The organism is Sporosarcina ureae (genome assembly GCF_002109325.1).
Classification (GTDB): domain Bacteria; phylum Bacillota; class Bacilli; order Bacillales_A; family Planococcaceae; genus Sporosarcina; species Sporosarcina ureae_C.
Genome location: NZ_CP015348.1, coordinates 27,501 through 43,331, shown reverse-complemented (window position 1 = coordinate 43,331; position 15,831 = coordinate 27,501). Strand labels below are relative to the sequence as shown.

General features: G+C 42.1%; 15 protein-coding genes, 2 rRNA genes and 1 riboswitch (1 of these 18 cut by a window edge). Of the genes, 2 read left to right on the top strand and 15 right to left on the bottom strand.

The genetic code is table 11. The features are described from left to right. Positions 1–167: 167 nt before the first annotated feature. From SporoP32a_RS00240 to comGA, 11 genes are all read right to left on the bottom strand, one after another. Complete coding sequence (locus SporoP32a_RS00240) at positions 168–1,007, bottom strand: malate synthase (protein ID WP_085426072.1); 840 nt, start codon at positions 1,005–1,007, stop codon at positions 168–170. 563 nt (positions 1,008–1,570) lie between these two features. Further along, complete coding sequence (gene gcvPB / locus SporoP32a_RS00235) at positions 1,571–3,058, bottom strand: aminomethyl-transferring glycine dehydrogenase subunit GcvPB (protein WP_085426071.1); 1,488 nt, start codon at positions 3,056–3,058, stop codon at positions 1,571–1,573. After that, a complete protein-coding gene (gene gcvPA, locus SporoP32a_RS00230) occupies positions 3,051–4,397 on the bottom strand; it encodes an aminomethyl-transferring glycine dehydrogenase subunit GcvPA (RefSeq protein ID WP_085426070.1) in 1,347 nt (448 codons plus the stop codon). Before gcvPA ends, gcvPB begins: the two co-directional genes overlap by 8 nt. Positions 4,398–4,417: 20 nt before the next feature. Then, on the bottom strand, positions 4,418–5,518 hold the full coding sequence (gene gcvT, locus SporoP32a_RS00225; protein WP_085426069.1) for a glycine cleavage system aminomethyltransferase GcvT: 1,101 nt from the start codon (positions 5,516–5,518) through the stop codon (positions 4,418–4,420). Between the two features lie 163 nt (positions 5,519–5,681). Further along, positions 5,682–5,774: riboswitch (glycine riboswitch) on the bottom strand. A gap of 134 nt (positions 5,775–5,908) precedes the next feature. Beyond that, entirely contained in the window at positions 5,909–6,415 is a 507-nt protein-coding gene (locus SporoP32a_RS00220; protein WP_085426068.1) for a shikimate kinase, read from the bottom strand. Between the two features lie 162 nt (positions 6,416–6,577). Continuing rightward, a complete protein-coding gene (gene comGF, locus SporoP32a_RS00210; RefSeq protein WP_085426066.1) occupies positions 6,578–7,012 on the bottom strand; it encodes a competence type IV pilus minor pilin ComGF in 435 nt (144 codons plus the stop codon). After that, positions 7,009–7,308 (bottom strand): hypothetical protein, encoded by a 300-nt coding sequence (locus tag SporoP32a_RS00205; protein ID WP_085426065.1) that lies wholly within the window; start codon positions 7,306–7,308, stop codon positions 7,009–7,011. The genes comGF and SporoP32a_RS00205 overlap by 4 nt, the downstream gene beginning before the upstream one ends. Then, on the bottom strand, positions 7,301–7,804 hold the full coding sequence (gene comGD, locus SporoP32a_RS00200; protein ID WP_198166192.1) for a competence type IV pilus minor pilin ComGD: 504 nt from the start codon (positions 7,802–7,804) through the stop codon (positions 7,301–7,303). The genes SporoP32a_RS00205 and comGD overlap by 8 nt, the downstream gene beginning before the upstream one ends. After that, positions 7,743–8,018: a competence type IV pilus major pilin ComGC gene (gene comGC, locus SporoP32a_RS00195; RefSeq protein WP_085428932.1), complete on the bottom strand. Its 276-nt coding sequence runs from the start codon at positions 8,016–8,018 to the stop codon at positions 7,743–7,745. Before comGC ends, comGD begins: the two co-directional genes overlap by 62 nt. Before the next feature lie 50 nt (positions 8,019–8,068). After that, the gene (gene comGB, locus SporoP32a_RS00190) at positions 8,069–9,121 is read right to left on the bottom strand and encodes a competence type IV pilus assembly protein ComGB (protein ID WP_158232697.1); all 1,053 of its coding nucleotides are present in this window, start codon (positions 9,119–9,121) and stop codon (positions 8,069–8,071) included. Further along, complete coding sequence (gene comGA / locus SporoP32a_RS00185) at positions 9,108–10,112, bottom strand: competence type IV pilus ATPase ComGA (RefSeq protein ID WP_085426062.1); 1,005 nt, start codon at positions 10,110–10,112, stop codon at positions 9,108–9,110. Before comGA ends, comGB begins: the two co-directional genes overlap by 14 nt. A gap of 343 nt (positions 10,113–10,455) precedes the next feature. Here comGA and SporoP32a_RS00180 point away from each other — a divergent pair, with 343 nt between their 5' ends. Further along, positions 10,456–10,698 carry a DUF2626 domain-containing protein gene (locus SporoP32a_RS00180; RefSeq protein WP_085426061.1) on the top strand — a complete coding sequence of 81 codons (243 nt, stop codon included), beginning with the start codon at positions 10,456–10,458 and terminating at the stop codon, positions 10,696–10,698. A gap of 62 nt (positions 10,699–10,760) precedes the next feature. On the opposite strand, the gene SporoP32a_RS00175 is transcribed toward SporoP32a_RS00180, so the two are convergent. Next, on the bottom strand, positions 10,761–11,396 hold the full coding sequence (locus SporoP32a_RS00175) for an MBL fold metallo-hydrolase (RefSeq protein WP_085426060.1): 636 nt from the start codon (positions 11,394–11,396) through the stop codon (positions 10,761–10,763). Between the two features lie 158 nt (positions 11,397–11,554). Here SporoP32a_RS00175 and SporoP32a_RS00170 point away from each other — a divergent pair, with 158 nt between their 5' ends. Further along, positions 11,555–11,737: a DUF2759 family protein gene (locus tag SporoP32a_RS00170; protein ID WP_029054522.1), complete on the top strand. Its 183-nt coding sequence runs from the start codon at positions 11,555–11,557 to the stop codon at positions 11,735–11,737. 112 nt (positions 11,738–11,849) lie between these two features. Here the strand turns inward: SporoP32a_RS00170 and SporoP32a_RS00165 are convergent, their stop codons facing one another. The 3 genes from SporoP32a_RS00165 to SporoP32a_RS00155 form a co-directional block, all read right to left on the bottom strand. Continuing rightward, positions 11,850–12,881: a YqgU-like beta propeller domain-containing protein gene (locus SporoP32a_RS00165; RefSeq protein ID WP_085426059.1), complete on the bottom strand. Its 1,032-nt coding sequence runs from the start codon at positions 12,879–12,881 to the stop codon at positions 11,850–11,852. A 595-nt stretch (positions 12,882–13,476) separates the two neighbouring features. Then, positions 13,477–13,592: ribosomal RNA gene (gene rrf, locus SporoP32a_RS00160) — 5S ribosomal RNA — on the bottom strand. Positions 13,593–13,666: 74 nt separating this feature from the next. After that, positions 13,667–15,831: ribosomal RNA gene (locus SporoP32a_RS00155) — 23S ribosomal RNA — on the bottom strand (it continues 763 nt past the right edge of the window).

Genomic DNA, 15,831 nt, shown 5'->3' with positions numbered 1-15,831 from the left:
TATTGCTATCCAAAATAGTACACTGCACAACGGGAACGATTTGTGTGTTGTATGATTTCTTGAAAATTAATAAGCTGCCAGGTACCAACACAGTCATCCTGTGCTCGTACCTGGCAGCTTTAAATTTGTTCAGTTATTCATAAAGTGCCACGTTTAACTCGTTTTAGTTACGAGTTCAGCGCACCTTCAGCTTCTGGAATATTTGTCATGTCAATCGCATTCATTCTACAGAAGTAGTCCATGAAATTTTGTGCTTCTTTGATTTCTTCTTCATCCGTTTTCAACGCAATGATATCTCGTAATATTTGAGCTGTCCAAATATTATCAAAATAGCGGAATGTTCCCGAATTCCATGAAGTACGGTCTGGGTAGTTTTTATTTTTGTAGTAATTCCAGAAAAGCATTTTCTGAGATTCTTCTTCTGTCAGTGTTATTCTATATTCAGGGTGGTAAGGAACCAATCCGTCTTCCCCAATAGTACCTGTAAATGTATCATCAACCATGAAAAGACCTAAAATGATTCTTTCCGTTTCCGTTTGATCAGAAGTTCTTACGGTTAGAATACCTGCACTGTTCGGGCGCAAACGTGTAACAGGGTTCGGTAGACCTTTGTTCTTCCCGCTCTGAATGTTGCCTGTAGTTATTTCCCAACTATTCAAAATGTCTGATTGCTTTTCTGAATCTAACCAGAAAACGATTTGTGAGCTTTCATGAATTTTATGATTCTTGAGTATTTCTCTACGTTGCTGTTCTAATCTTTGAGCAGCTTTTTCTTCTTTACGTTTCTTCTCAAGAATTTTCTCTTCAGCTTTTCTTTCTACAAAGACTTTTTCTAACGACTCTGCCATACTTCGATCATTTAATTTAATAAAGTTTTCAAAAGCATCGGGATAAACAAATCTTTTAAGATCCTTGTTAAAATCAACGGTGATGAATGATTCCTCGTGTTCCACAATATTTCCTTCACCAAACACGTTATGAGTTATTTCTTCGTTAATCAAATTCACTAGACATTCTCCTCCTATTAAATTCTTTGATACACGTCTTGACAGTTAGTCTTATCAAGACCCCCTGCTACAACCTGCTTTTTAAAAAGATTATTAAATTAAATGGAACAAGCCAATTTTCAAATTCAAAAAAGCGCCCTCCATTCCTTGCTGGAATAAGCTGCGCAGGATCATCAAATGCAGTCCCGATTACTTGTACTTATATAGTATAACATGTAATCAGAAATTTCTCAAATTTTTAGTTGACATCGCTCAATTGTTTATCGTATAATATACAATTTTCATTTTGGTAGAGAGTCTGTGAGTTACTAGTATTATGATCACTATTATTTACATAGAGATTACAATTTCATCATGAGCAATTGAAAAAAACATAATGTATTGGTGTCTTTGACAGTATATAGCTCTCAATTATATTCACTAGAGCTTCCTAATATTCCTCTGAAAATAATGAAATACCTTGTCTGGCGTCCAGTCTATGTGATGTTGAAGTTCAATAAAATTACCCCGGAAAATAATTAAAGAGCACCGCTATGTTTCAACGGTGCTCCATTATCGTATATTTATTGTACAGTTTCTTCTACAGGTGACTCTTCTTTTATATAACGCAACACAGGCTTACGCGCTGCCTTAGTTTCATCCAAACGACCGATGACAGTTGTGTGTGGTGCCTCTTGAACGATTTCTGGATTCTCTTCTACTTCTTTCGCAATTTGAATCATCGCTTCGATGAAGTTATCCAATGTTTCTTTTGACTCCGTTTCTGTCGGCTCGATCATCATAGCTTCCTCGACATTCAACGGGAAGTAGATTGTAGGCGGATGATATCCGAAATCTAACAAGCGTTTCGCCATATCAAGTGTACGCGCGCCAAGCTTCTTCTGGCGACGGCCTGATAAGACGAATTCATGTTTACAATGCTGTGTATACGGAAGGTCGAAGTATGGCTCTAGACGACGCATCATATAGTTTGCATTGAGTACTGCATATTCAGTAACAGCTTTCAAGCCATCCGGACCCATTGAGCGGATATACGTGTATGCACGTAAGTAAATACCGAAGTTTCCGTAGAATGGCTTCACGCGACCGATAGATTGCGGTACATCATAGTTTAGTACGAAACGATCATCCACTTTTTCAATGACTGGTTTCGGCAGGAATGCAGCGAGTTCGTCAGTTACCCCAACTGGACCTGAACCTGGACCACCGCCACCGTGAGGACCTGTGAACGTCTTATGCAAGTTCAAATGTACCGCATCGAAGCCCATATCGCCTGGGCGTGCTTTGGACATAACGGCATTCAAGTTTGCTCCATCATAATACAGCTTTCCGCCAACTCCGTGAACTGCTGCCGCCATTTCCAAGATATCTTCCTCGAAAAGCCCCAGCGTGTTTGGATTCGTCAACATCAATGCTGCAGTATCGGGACCTACTTTTGATTTCAAGTCTTCAAGATCAACTAAGCCTTTTTCATTCGACTTAACTGTCACTGTGTCAAAGCCTGCAACCGTTGCAGAAGCTGGATTTGTACCGTGAGCAGAGTCAGGAACAAGTACTTTCGTACGCTGTGTATCACCATTTGCTTCATGGAAAGCACGAATCATCATCAATGCCGTCCACTCACCATGTGCACCTGCTGCAGGTTGCAATGTAACTTGTGGCATCCCCGTGATTTCAGCTAAGTGCTCTTGCAGATCATACGCTACTTCGAGTGCACCTTGAACCGTAGACTCGTCTTGTAACGGATGAACGCGTGCGAATCCAGGGAAGCGTGCAACCGCTTCGTTGATTTTCGGATTATACTTCATCGTACAAGAACCTAATGGATAGAATCCTGTATCGACTCCATGGTTACGATTAGACAATGCAGTGTAGTGACGCATGATGTCCAGTTCAGATACTTCCGGCAGTTCTGCGTCTTCTGTGCGAATAACACCTTGAGATAAAATAGACGCAACATCTACTTCAGGTACATCTAATTCAGGTAAGCTATAACCGATTCGTCCAGGTTTGGATACTTCAAAAATGAGTGATTGGTTTTCCTTATGCATGGATAGCCTCCAATTCTTGCACGTATGCATCGATTTCTTCTTTCGTACGTTGTTCTGTTACTGCGATCAGTGCGTGGTTTGCAAGACTTTCGTCCACAAGACTCAAATCGTATCCACCGATAATACCTTGATCCAGCAAACGTTTGTTAACGTCTTTAATCGGTGATTTGCAATCTACGACTAGTTCATTGAAATGAGCAGCACCGAATTTCACTTCAAAGCCTGCTTTTTCAAATGCTTGTTTCGCGTAAGCTGTTTTCGCGATGTTTTGATACGCAATTTCTTTAATTCCTTCTTTACCAAGGGCTGTCATCGCAACAGATGCTGCAAGAGCATTAAGCGCTTGATTCGAACAAATATTGGACGTCGCTTTATCACGACGAATATGCTGCTCACGCGCTTGCAAAGTCAGAACGTATCCTCTACGACCTTGATCATCATTCGTTTCACCGACTAGACGACCTGGTACTTTACGCATCAACTTTTTCGATACAGCAAAATATCCACAGTGTGGTCCACCGAATGACTCTGGAATGCCGAATGGTTGTGCGTCTCCAACAGTAATATCCGCTCCAAGCGCTCCGGGTGGTGTTAAGAGTCCTAAAGCAAGTGGATTCGCCGAAACGATCGACAATGCACCGTTTTCATGTGCAATATCACTGATTGCCTGAAGATCCTCTACTTGTCCGTAGAAGTTCGGGTATTGAACAAGCACTGCTGCAGTCTCGTCATCAATCAATTCCTTGAGCTTATCCATGTCTGTTACGCCATCTGTATGAGGAATTGTGACAACTTCAATATACTGCCCGTCAGCGTACGATTTCACCACTGCGTGTGATTCGTTGTGAACAGTAGCCGATACAAGCAACTTCTTGCGGCGTGTATGGCCTGCAGCAAGTGTGCCCGCTTCCGCTAGTGCTGTTCCGCCATCATACATAGAAGAGTTCGCAAGCTCCATGCCTGTCAATTCACAGATCATCGTCTGGAATTCGAAAATCGCTTGCAACTCACCTTGTGAAATTTCTGGCTGGTATGGCGTGTATGCCGTATAGAACTCAGAACGTGAAATGACATGATCTACGATGATCGGACGATAGTGATCATAGACTCCCGCTCCTAGGAACGAAGCATAGTCTTGAGCGTTGATGTTTTTCGCAGCTAAACGTCCAAGTTCTTTTAAAAGAGATGTTTCGGATTTCGCAGGCTTGATCTTATATTCACCTTTGAATCGTACTTTTTCGGGAATATCCGAAAAGAGTTCATCGATGGAAGAAATTCCGATTGTTTCAAGCATGTCTTTCTGATCTTGCTCCGTCATAGGTAGATAACGATGCTTCATAATAGTTTACCCCTTTTCACTTATGATCTTTTATAGAAAGGTGTTGCAATAACTTTTGCTTTCAGACGTTTCGTGCGAATTTCTACTTCAACTTCTGTATCGAGCTCAGTGAACTCTGTAGACAATAGCGCAAAACCGATGTTCTTCTTTAATGTAGGAGACTGCGTACCAGTTGTTACTTCACCGATCTCTTTGTCGCCCGCAAATACTTTATATCCAGTACGCGGAATCCCTTTATCGATCATTTCGAGTCCAACAAGCTTACGTTCGACGCCTTGTTCTTTTTGCTTCACTAATACATCTTTACCAATGAAGTCTTCTTCTTTATTCACTTTCACGACGAAACCAAGTCCTGCTTCGAGTGGAGATATATCTTCTCTTAGCTCTTGACCGTATAGTGGCAGTCCCGCTTCGAAGCGCAATGTGTCTCGTGCACCAAGACCTGCAGGTACGACACCATCTTCTTTGCCTTCTTGCAAAATCTTTGACCACAAGTTCTGGATGGCTTCAGCTGTACCGTAGATTTCAAATCCATTTTCTCCTGTATAACCAGTACGTGAAACAAGCACATCTTCCCCGCCTACTTGAACATGCTCTTTAAAGCGGAAAAATTTGATCTCTTCAAGCGTTTCATCTGTTAGTTTCTGTAATATTGTTTCCGCCACAGGACCTTGCAATGCGAGTAACGCATAGTTCGAAGACTGGTTATCGATGACCACATTGTCTGTCTGCTGCTTTTCCATCCATTCAACATCTTTTTCAATATTGGATGCATTAACTACTAATAAATAGCGTTCATCTTCTAATTTATAAATTAAGAAATCATCGATCGTTCCACCTTGCTCGTTACACATCACTGTATACTGTGCTTGGCCGATCTTCAGTTTCGAAACGTCATTCGTTACAAGTTTCTGCAAATAGTCAAGTGCTCCGCTACCACTAACAAAAACTTCTCCCATATGCGAAACATCAAACAATCCCGCTTTTGTTCGAACGGCTTCGTGTTCTGCCTTAATGCTAGAAAACTGCACAGGCAACTCCCAACCGCCAAAGTCGATTGTTTTACCTCCGTACTCTTTGTAACTTTCAAATAACGGTGTACGTAATAATGGATTCGTCAAACTGTTTCCTCCTTTGTGTTCTAATCAAGAAACGATCAGTAGGTAATTCATCAAAAAAAGGACAGGGGTCTCCTATGAAAGAGAACCCCTGTCCTTTTGCCTGAAAGCTTTACAGTTTCCATACTTTCTTCGGCCGCTGATTACTCAGCACTCTCCAGAGATGCGTCATGTATGCGTTTTGTTACCTGAGAGATTCATAACGTTTGTTACTTGCTCCTTCGGCGGCGCCTAATGCGCGCTCTCCCCATACAATCATTCGCATGATTCAATTAATTTTTTCTTCACTGATATCTTAACATTTAACAGAAGTAAGCGCAATCTATTTCTTATAACAGTAAAAAAGCGAATGATAGTTTAATCCACAACTAAATCATTCGCTTTTATCCTTAGTTATTGATATCTTTCGATTTGAAAGATAATATACTCCGAAATATCCGTTAAAGACTTACCCGTCGTCTCCACTGTAAAATGAGATGACTTCAAATATTTTGGTTTACGCTTTTTATACAGCGCTTCTAATTCTTGACGCGAAGATTGTTGCACGATCGGTCGATTGACATCTGTCGAGATTCTTCGCCAAATATCGCGGAATGAGGCATTAAGAAAAAATACGATGCCGGTTTCTCGCATTAGACGAATATTCTCTTCCTTTACTGCCACACCGCCACCAGTCGCTACAATACAGTATTCTTCCGGAAACTTCTGCAGGAATTCTGTCTCCAATTGTCGGAAGTACAGTTCTCCATACTGATCAAATATTTCAGGAATCGTCATTTGCATATGTTCTGAGATCTCATGGTCCATATCAAAGAACGGAATACCAGTCAGCGTATGCAGCCGTTTACCAATTGCGCTTTTTCCACACCCCATGAAACCCACCAAATAAATCCTTTTCATTTTCATCCATCCCGTTTCATTAATTCAACTGCTTTACGCTCATAATAGATTTCGAGCCAGTCGTATATTCTGTAGATACTATCATGCCATGAAACGAGGGAGAAAAGAAAGAGACTTACGAAAAATAATAATACAATCGCGAAAATAAATGATCCTCCCTTCTCATTCTTGATATAATCCAATCGCAAACGTCCTTTCTTTGCGCCTACCATCCATCATTTCGACAGCAATCTGCAATTCGCTACCGTTCACTGTAAATGCGTAGGTTTTTACATTCATCAACAGTGGAACATGACCGTCGCCATCTACCACCTTTCGAATCATTTGCTTGTATTGCTGTATAATGATTTCCCCTCTTTTAGTTTGAAAAGATAAAATTGTAGGGTTGATTTCAGTGACTGCTGTTACTTCTTCTAATACTTCCTGAAACTCTAAAGAAAACAGTTCCCATTCACCAAGCAAATCTCCTTGATATACTTTTTCTATAGGTGTTTGCCAATAAAAAAACAGCACCGTTAGTTGGATAAGCATGGTGAAAATGAGTAAATGAATAATACTTTCCAATAATGAATAGCCTTTTTCATTCCATGATTTCATATACTCACACACTTACGATTTGCGACTCGTTGTACTTCATAAACTACACAAACTTGGCCATCCTCGACAGTCCAATCATAATGTAATTCTTCATACGATCTCCGTCCTGTTGCTTGTCCTGAAGATTTAAACAGTATAGCCGCTTGATATGTGGTCTGTGCTGCAATCATCGCAGACTTTTTTCCAGCCACAGATGACGTCAATGTGGTAGCCAAGGGCAAAAGCGAACTAAAAATGACCATGACAATTACTAAAGACAGCATAGCTTCAGGCCACGATTGCCCTTTTTCATTCATAGACGATCATCCTTCCCCGTTCAAACTGGAATGATATTTTGACAAGACCTTTACTTTCTGTATTAATAGTTATTATTCCTGTACGAATCAAATATCCTGTTTCAGCGAAGTCCAACTGTCTTAACGGAGAATTTTTCGACCTGTGCATTCCTGAAGGAAGTTCACCATGTAATATCTCTACTAAACCATTCGTTTCGACCGTATATTTCTGACCCTCTTCATAAAACTTTAAACTAACTCTTTCCTTATGTGTAATAGCATATAATTGTGCTTCATGAACGGTCGCGATGAATAATTGCAACGCATCTTCTTCAGTCACTCTCTGTAAACGTTTCTCACTAAAGGGAAGAATAACGGCTGTTATAATCATCATAATAGATAACACAAGCAAAAGTTCTAAAAAAGTAAAGCCGCGCTGGTCGTCAATAGCTTGTTTAACCTCCTCCATTAGTTGCTGTGACTTTACCGTCTCCAGTAATTGTGATCGCGTTACCATTCGGGCACGCAGGATTATCTGGTAAATACCCATCTGTAGTCAGCGCCGTAAGTGTGGGAACGGATTTCTTGTCCATTTTATATGCTTGCACCTGACCTTCTACCATTTTCACGTACGCCTCACAGCCCTTTTCGTCTATCGATTTGGAATGCTTTGTGACGTTCGGGATTGCAATCAAAATCAAAACAGTTATGATCAGCAACACGATCATCATTTCTATTAACGTGAAACCTCTTTCATTCTTTAGCAATGTTTTTCCTCCTCTTAAATACTGTCGATCATTTTATAAACTGGTAGCAGAATAGATAAATAAGATAATAGGATACAGACGGCAAGCACACCAAATAGAGCGGGTTGTAGAATCGCAATCCATTTACTAGCCTGCTCTTCTAGCTGTTGCGTCGTATGTTCGCTATAGAGCATAAGTTCCTTCGACAAATAGCCCGTATCAGCACCATGCTTCGCAAAATCTGCAAGTCTCGGTGACAGCCCATCAGTTAAACGGATCGCTTCATGCAAAGATTCTCCATAAATAATTTGTTGACTCAGTTCGTTTGTGATAACAGATAATATAGGGTCTTCTGTCTGTTCATTCAGAACCGCTAAGGCGCTTTGCATCGATAATCCTGACTGCAGTAAACTACCGAGTTCACTCGCAAAATCTCTAGTTTTCATTTCACTATAGAATGTCTTCAGCCCAGGAACTTTCAAAATATAGTGTAAAGCCTCGTATGGGGACAACTTTTTCAACCATATTCGGCTTAACAAAAAAACAACACCTAAAATAACTGCTAGCACTAACAATACATCTGGTATGGAAGACACAAGCTTTGGCAGTAATTGAACGAGTCCACCTTCTTCATTCGCCCGCATTACAGTCAACGCTTCAAAATTCGGCAGAAAAAACTGTCGGAATGCTACTAATAAAAGTAGTAAGAAAGAAAACAGCACACTTGGATAAGCTAATAGTTTACGAATCTGTTTTTGCTTCTCCACTTTACGATTGACACGATCCGCTACTTCTTTCAACGCGCGTATCAAGTTGCCATCTACTTCCGCAATCACAATAGGAAGCATAATACTATTACCGAATCCTAAACCTTTCAAAATATGTGAAACCCCATATCCCATCTTTAATTGCTCTTCAACTTGTTGAAGTTTCTCTTCATATTCCTTTGTGTGGTAGGGTAAGATCAAAATAAGACCTTCATGGAATGTATAGCCTTCTTGTATTAACACGGAAAGTCGCACTAAAAACTCGGCTGGTTTTATTAACTTTTTATTGGCAGACTGACTGAATATTTTATTCCGAATCATAAGGAACCTTTTCATACAAAGCTTGCTGTACTTCGATTTTCTTATCAAATGGCGTTATAAACCTTTGACCATTACCCATAGCTTCGGTCACTAATTGCAATTCTGCTTCTTGTAATATCTCAAAAACCGCTGCTGTTTCTCCAGACTGTTGGGTAATCAAGCGTTGAGCGGATATTGCGATAATCGTCTGTCTAAGTTCTTCCATATGAATGCCAAGATCCAGCAAACGATACAAGCAACCGACAGGATCTTTCGCATGGATGGTGCTAAGAACCAAATGTCCAGTCAACGCTGCTTCAACAGCGATCTTAGCCGTCTCTGCATCACGTATTTCACCGATCATAATAACGTCAGGCGAATGTCGTAAAATAGCTTTTAATCCCGCAGAATATGTAATACCCGAGCGCTCATTCACTTGGATTTGCAGTAGATGACTGTGATTATTCTCAACAGGATCTTCTAGTGAAATGACATGACGCTTAAGTTCGCTTACACAATGCGATGTCAAAGAGTAAAGTGTAGTTGTTTTACCTGAACCAGTGGGTCCTGTGACAAGAAACAGCCCCTGTTTGCATGCAGCGGCTTCGACTAATTGTTCAGTCCAGTCAGGATTAAAGCACAACTGATTTAGCGGGACGATCTTGTCATGTTTTTGAATGCGGATGGCAACACTTTCTCTCAATTGAATAGATGGGATTGTTGAAATGCGAAAAGAGAAGTTACAGTCGAAGAATGATCGATGAAAGGAACCGCTTTGGGGACGACGCTGTTCACTAATATCTAATGAAGATAAAAATTTTAAGAATGAAATTAAACGGCCACCTAATGTGTGTGGATACTCACCGATCTTTGAAAAGTACGAGTGCTTGCGAATGGTTACGTCATATCCTTGTGTCGTGGGAACAAAGTGAATATCCGTCGCTTCAGACTCAATCGCTTTCTCAAGCAGTTGTAAACATGTTTTTTCTATAGGGTTCTTATCAATTTCCATAGTTTTCTCCTTTCTCCATTCGACAAAAGACCACTTTTCATCTTAAAAAGAAGTATATAGGGAAATTAAATTGTTTAAAAACACACTACATTTGTGTTAATTCATTTTTGATAGTCAATATTCAGTCAAAACTTATTTCTTATCAAGAATTTGCTATCAAAAATCAATTTTCACATTATTTTAGTTCATGTTCTGTTATACTGTAACTAGCTACTGTCTAAAGCCGTACACATAAGTACACTCTTTTGTCACAATGTAAAATCGATTGGAGTTTACTTTTAGGCTGACGTTCTATTATAATGGATAAGAGCTTATTGTAATGTTGTGAAGGAGGGATTCTTAGATGGATAATATGTTTAAACTTTTAGGATTCTGGTCAGGTATTTTTGCTGTAATGTTCTATGTAGGAAATATGATTCCAGCTTCTTTACTTATGGTCGCAGGTACTATCTTCTTTATTCTACTTGGATACTTGAAGCTTTCAGAGCGTATGTATATTTACTTATTCGGAGCATACCTGATGATCTTCATGGTTGGTTTCAGTTACTATTCAATCTTCATTCACGTACCTGGTGGAGGACACTAATCCGTACATACAAAAAACAGCTTCCTCAATGGAAAGCTGTTTTTTGTTTATTTTACTTTTGATCAAAATCCGTGCAAGTAGGGATTCTGATCTTTTTCGTTTCCAGGTGTCGTTGCAGCTCCATGTCCTGGATAGATCAACATTTCATCGTCAAGTGTCAACAGTTGTTCATGGATCGCTGTAAGCAATGTTTCTGTGTCGCCCCCTGGCAAGTCCGTACGACCGATACTTCCTTGGAACAATGTATCCCCTACGATGGCGAATCCATCCTCTTCAAAGATATAGCAAACGCTTCCAGGAGAGTGTCCAGGCACGTGACGCGTCTCCATCTTAAAAGGACCTACTTCTAAATATTTTTCATCATGAAGTAGGACGTCAGCTGGATTACAAATGACATCTGGCAGTGCCGGATATTTCGCTGAACCGTTTAACTCGGGATTTGCAAGCCACTTCTTTTCTGCCACATGCAAATATACAGGGATATCATATGCAGTACGAATTTTTTCCAACGCACCTATATGATCAAAGTGGGCATGTGTCAGCATAATAGCAACAGGCTTCAGTGATAACTTTCGCAATTCAGAAAGCAAAGCTTCCCCATCTTCGCCTGGATCAAAAATTAAACAATTCTTTTTTTCGTCTTCCAATATGTAACAATTCGTCTGAATTGGACCTAGTGGATGTATATGTACTCTCATTTATCTCACCTCTTTGTCTAATATTAATGAATACGGACACAAATTTCAAATATTGTTCATTATTTAATCTCGACAAAACGTTTCATTAACAGTACAATAGAAGAGGAATATCGCTTTATGGCATTCATTTTTTCAATGTTGAAAGGAGTGTCTACTCAATGAATTTATTAGTCATCATTTTTGGATTGATTGCAATCTTAGCAGTCTTTGGAACGGTCCAAGCTTTTAAAGAGCGGAATCTTTTAAGTATTGTTTTCAATGTGGTAACGGTTGTAGTTATCGGAGGATTTACGATTGCTACTGTTATATATTCAGGATACCCACCACAATTACACAAATAAGTTCCAAAAAATAAGGACACCCCTTTATCGGGGATGTCCTTATTTTTTTGGTTGGAGAGTGCTTCGTCAGCCACATACTTCGATCAAACTCACTTACCTTTTATAGCTAGTTTTATTCCAATGGTCCAATCTCCAACCACTTCACAGCCTCACCAGTCTCTACATCAATCCACGTATCCAAGTTGTACCCCGTTAGACACTTGTTACCTTTACAATCAAGCGAGCCGCCTTCTGATAGCTCTTGACGCTTCACTTCCTTGCCATCCTGTATTTCTACTAGAAAACTCGTCGGCATCATTTCAGTTTGATTGGTGACGGTCATCATCAGCGTATTTTCATCCATAAACACCACTTGGTCCATCATAAAAGAATCATCTTCTGCAAGCCATGTGTTCATCTCTTCTCCCACTGTATCTAGCACGGAATACCGTATGTGCTCACCGTCAAACGTTTCAATCAATACTCGACCACCCGCTGAATAAAACTGATTGACATCTTTCGCGAGCACTGTTTTCTCACCAGTTGATAGTGATTCTTTCAATAAGTCCGTCTCTTCCATATATACCAGCTCTTCGGTGCCTAACCAGCCAGGAAATGGATCAGCAAGTTCTACTGCCACCAAAGTATCGTCATTCGCATCATATCGTATAATGTCATAACTCCAATCTTCAGCGAAAGCTGTAATCAGTATTTGCGAAGCATCGATATCATTCCATTGAATCTCAAGTTCTGAAGATTCTACTGACACTTCATTTAATGCATTCCCATCATGATCGAGTATATGTATAATCGCTTCAGTTGAGTCTTTTGCTGTTTTGACGAGTAGTTGCGGAACAGAAGAGTGAATTTTTACCTCAGAGATTATGGAAGAACTCGTAAATATAGTATGTATTTCTCCAGTCTTCAATTCAAACGATTGAAGACGATCATCTGCAGCATGATGATCCACGTACATAATTGTTGTTTCATTTAACCAACCTACAACGAATCGAATCTCGTCTTCAGTAGTAGTTAATATTTTCAAATCTTGTGCCTCTAGTGGAACTTCATTTTCTGTTGTTTGCATTTCAGTTTTAGCATCTTTGGTTTGCGTACAGCCTATGAGGAGACCTGCACACGCTATTGGTATAAGTATTTTCCTCATTTCTTGCACTTCCTTTACTATTTATACTTATAAAGGGTCTACATAAAACGCTGAAATGTAGTGAATAATATGCAATTGTAATTTATTAATCACAATCAGCTATCGGACTCATGATACCACTTGTTCGTCCACAAAGCAGTTGAAAGCTTTAATAACTTTATAAATTGGGGGCGATGAGCGGTTGCGGGAGGCTATAGAGCGGTGAGCACGGCTGATAGAGCGGTCGCAGCGTGCGATAGAGCACTTAGCGATGCCAATAGAGCAGTCAACGCGGTGGATAGAGCGCTTATGGAGAAAGATTGATCGATACATATTTATTGGTGAAAATTAGCTACGTATTGAAGGCTATGAGCGGTTGTGGGGGATGATAGAGCGGTGAGCACGGCGGATAGAGCAGTCACGGGGAGGGATAGAGCACCCAGCAACATCAATAGAGCGGTCAACGCTACGGATAGAGCGCTTACGAAGAACGATTGATCATATCAAGCTAGCTAGATAACACAAGAAATGAAGGAATCATCCACTTATTACAGCAAACATGCACGATCCCCTAAAACCACAAAAAAGCCACTCCCCAAAGGGAATGGCTTCGCGTGCCTAGCAACGTCCTACTCTCACAGGGGGAAACCCCCAACTACCATCGGCGCTGAAGAGCTTAACTTCCGTGTTCGGTATGGGAACGGGTGTGACCTCTTCGCCATCATTACTAGACTCTTTGAGTAAAGCTTGTTCACTCAAAACTGAATAAAAGACATTGGCGTAGTTCAAGTAACTACTTTTTAAAATAGGTTAAGTCCTCGATCGATTAGTATCTGTCAGCTACATACGTCGCCGTACTTACACCCCAGACCTATCCACCTCATCATCTTTGAGGGATCTTACTTACTTGCGTAATGGGAAATCTCATCTTGAAGGGGGCTTCATGCTTAGATGCTTTCAGCATTTATCCCGTCCATACATAGCTACCCAGCGATGCCTTTGGCAAGACAACTGGTACACCAGCGGTATGTCCATCCCGGTCCTCTCGTACTAAGGACAGCTCTCCTCAAATTTCCTGCGCCCGCGACGGATAGGGACCGAACTGTCTCACGACGTTCTGAACCCAGCTCGCGTGCCGCTTTAATGGGCGAACAGCCCAACCCTTGGGACCGACTACAGCCCCAGGATGCGACGAGCCGACATCGAGGTGCCAAACCTCCCCGTCGATGTGGACTCTTGGGGGAGATAAGCCTGTTATCCCCGGGGTAGCTTTTATCCGTTGAGCGATGGCCCTTCCATGCGGAACCACCGGATCACTAAGTCCGTCTTTCGACCCTGCTCGACTTGTAGGTCTCGCAGTCAAGCTCCCTTATGCCTTTGCACTCTACGAATGATGTCCAACCATTCTGAGGGAACCTTTGAGCGCCTCCGTTACTCTTTAGGAGGCGACCGCCCCAGTCAAACTGCCCACCTGACACTGTCTCCTGCCCGGATCACGGGCAAGGGTTAGAAGTCCAATACAGCCAGGGTAGTATCCCACCAATGCCTCCTCCGAAGCTAGCGCTCCGGAATCCTAGGCTCCTACCTATCCTGTACAGGCTGCACCGGAATTCAATATCAGGCTACAGTAAAGCTCCACGGGGTCTTTCCGTCCTGTCGCGGGTAATGCGCATCTTCACGCATATTATAATTTCACCGAGTCTCTCGTTGAGACAGTGCCCAGATCGTTACGCCTTTCGTGCGGGTCGGAACTTACCCGACAAGGAATTTCGCTACCTTAGGACCGTTATAGTTACGGCCGCCGTTTACTGGGGCTTCAATTCAGAGCTTCGCTTGCGCTAACCCCTCCTCTTAACCTTCCAGCACCGGGCAGGCGTCAGCCCCTATACGTCATCTTACGATTTTGCAGAGACCTGTGTTTTTGCTAAACAGTCGCCTGGGCCTATTCACTGCGGCTCTCTCGGGCTATTCACCCTACCAGAGCACCCCTTCTCCCGAAGTTACGGGGTCATTTTGCCGAGTTCCTTAACGAGAGTTCTCTCGATCACCTTAGGATTCTCTCCTCGCCTACCTGTGTCGGTTTGCGGTACAGGCACCTCCCGCCTCGCTAGAGGCTTTTCTTGGCAGTGTGAAATCAGGGACTCTGGAGATAAATCTCCTCGCCATCACAGCCTAGTGTTATATGAGAACGGGATTTGCCTCGTTCTCCACCTCACTGCTTAGACACACAACCAACTGTGTGCTCACCCTATCCTACTGCGTCCCCCATTACTCAAACGGCGGGGAGGTGGTACAGGAATATCAACCTGTTGTCCATCGTCTACGCCTATCGGCCTCGACTTAGGTCCTGACTAACCCTGAGCGGACGAGCCTTCCTCAGGAAACCTTGGGCATTCGGTGGAAGGGATTCTCACCCTTCTTTCGCTACTCATACCGGCATTCTCACTTCCAAGCGCTCCACCAGTCCTTCCGGTCTAGCTTCAACGCCCTTGGAACGCTCTCCTACCATTGACCCTAAGGTCAATCCACAGCTTCGGTGATCTGTTTAGCCCCGGTACATTTTCGGCGCAGCGCCACTCGACCAGTGAGCTATTACGCACTCTTTAAATGATGGCTGCTTCTAAGCCAACATCCTGGTTGTCTGGGCAACGCCACATCCTTTTCCACTTAACAGATACTTGGGGACCTTAGCTGGTGGTCTGGGCTGTTTCCCTCTCGACAATGGATCTTATCACCCACTGTCTGACTCCCAAACATAAATCATCGGCATTCGGAGTTTGTCTGAATTCGGTAACCCGGGATGGGCCCCTCGTCCAAACAGTGCTCTACCTCCGAGATTCTTTCGTTTGAGGCTAGCCCTAAAGCTATTTCGGAGAGAACCAGCTATCTCCAGGTTCGATTGGAATTTCACCGCTACCCACACCTCATCCCCGCATTTTTCAACATACGTGGGTTCGGGCCTCCAGTCAGT

Bases quoted from the DNA above. Each gene is read 5' to 3' on its own strand.
- gcvPB (WP_085426071.1), bottom strand. From the start codon at position 3,058: ATGCATAAGGAAAACCAATCACTCATTTTTGAAGTATCCAAACCTGGA.
- gcvPA (WP_085426070.1), bottom strand. From the start codon at position 4,397: ATGAAGCATCGTTATCTACCTATGACGGAGCAAGATCAGAAAGACATG.
- SporoP32a_RS00220 (WP_085426068.1), bottom strand. From the start codon at position 6,415: ATGAAAAGGATTTATTTGGTGGGTTTCATGGGGTGTGGAAAAAGCGCA.
- comGF (WP_085426066.1), bottom strand. From the start codon at position 7,012: ATGAAATCATGGAATGAAAAAGGCTATTCATTATTGGAAAGTATTATT.
- SporoP32a_RS00205 (WP_085426065.1), bottom strand. From the start codon at position 7,308: ATGAATGAAAAAGGGCAATCGTGGCCTGAAGCTATGCTGTCTTTAGTA.
- comGD (WP_198166192.1), bottom strand. From the start codon at position 7,804: ATGGTAACGCGATCACAATTACTGGAGACGGTAAAGTCACAGCAACTA.
- comGC (WP_085428932.1), bottom strand. From the start codon at position 8,018: ATGATGATCGTGTTGCTGATCATAACTGTTTTGATTTTGATTGCAATC.
- comGB (WP_158232697.1), bottom strand. From the start codon at position 9,121: ATGATTCGGAATAAAATATTCAGTCAGTCTGCCAATAAAAAGTTAATA.
- comGA (WP_085426062.1), bottom strand. From the start codon at position 10,112: ATGGAAATTGATAAGAACCCTATAGAAAAAACATGTTTACAACTGCTT.
- SporoP32a_RS00180 (WP_085426061.1), top strand. From the start codon at position 10,456: ATGGATAATATGTTTAAACTTTTAGGATTCTGGTCAGGTATTTTTGCT.
- SporoP32a_RS00175 (WP_085426060.1), bottom strand. From the start codon at position 11,396: ATGAGAGTACATATACATCCACTAGGTCCAATTCAGACGAATTGTTAC.
- SporoP32a_RS00170 (WP_029054522.1), top strand. From the start codon at position 11,555: ATGAATTTATTAGTCATCATTTTTGGATTGATTGCAATCTTAGCAGTC.
- SporoP32a_RS00165 (WP_085426059.1), bottom strand. From the start codon at position 12,881: ATGAGGAAAATACTTATACCAATAGCGTGTGCAGGTCTCCTCATAGGC.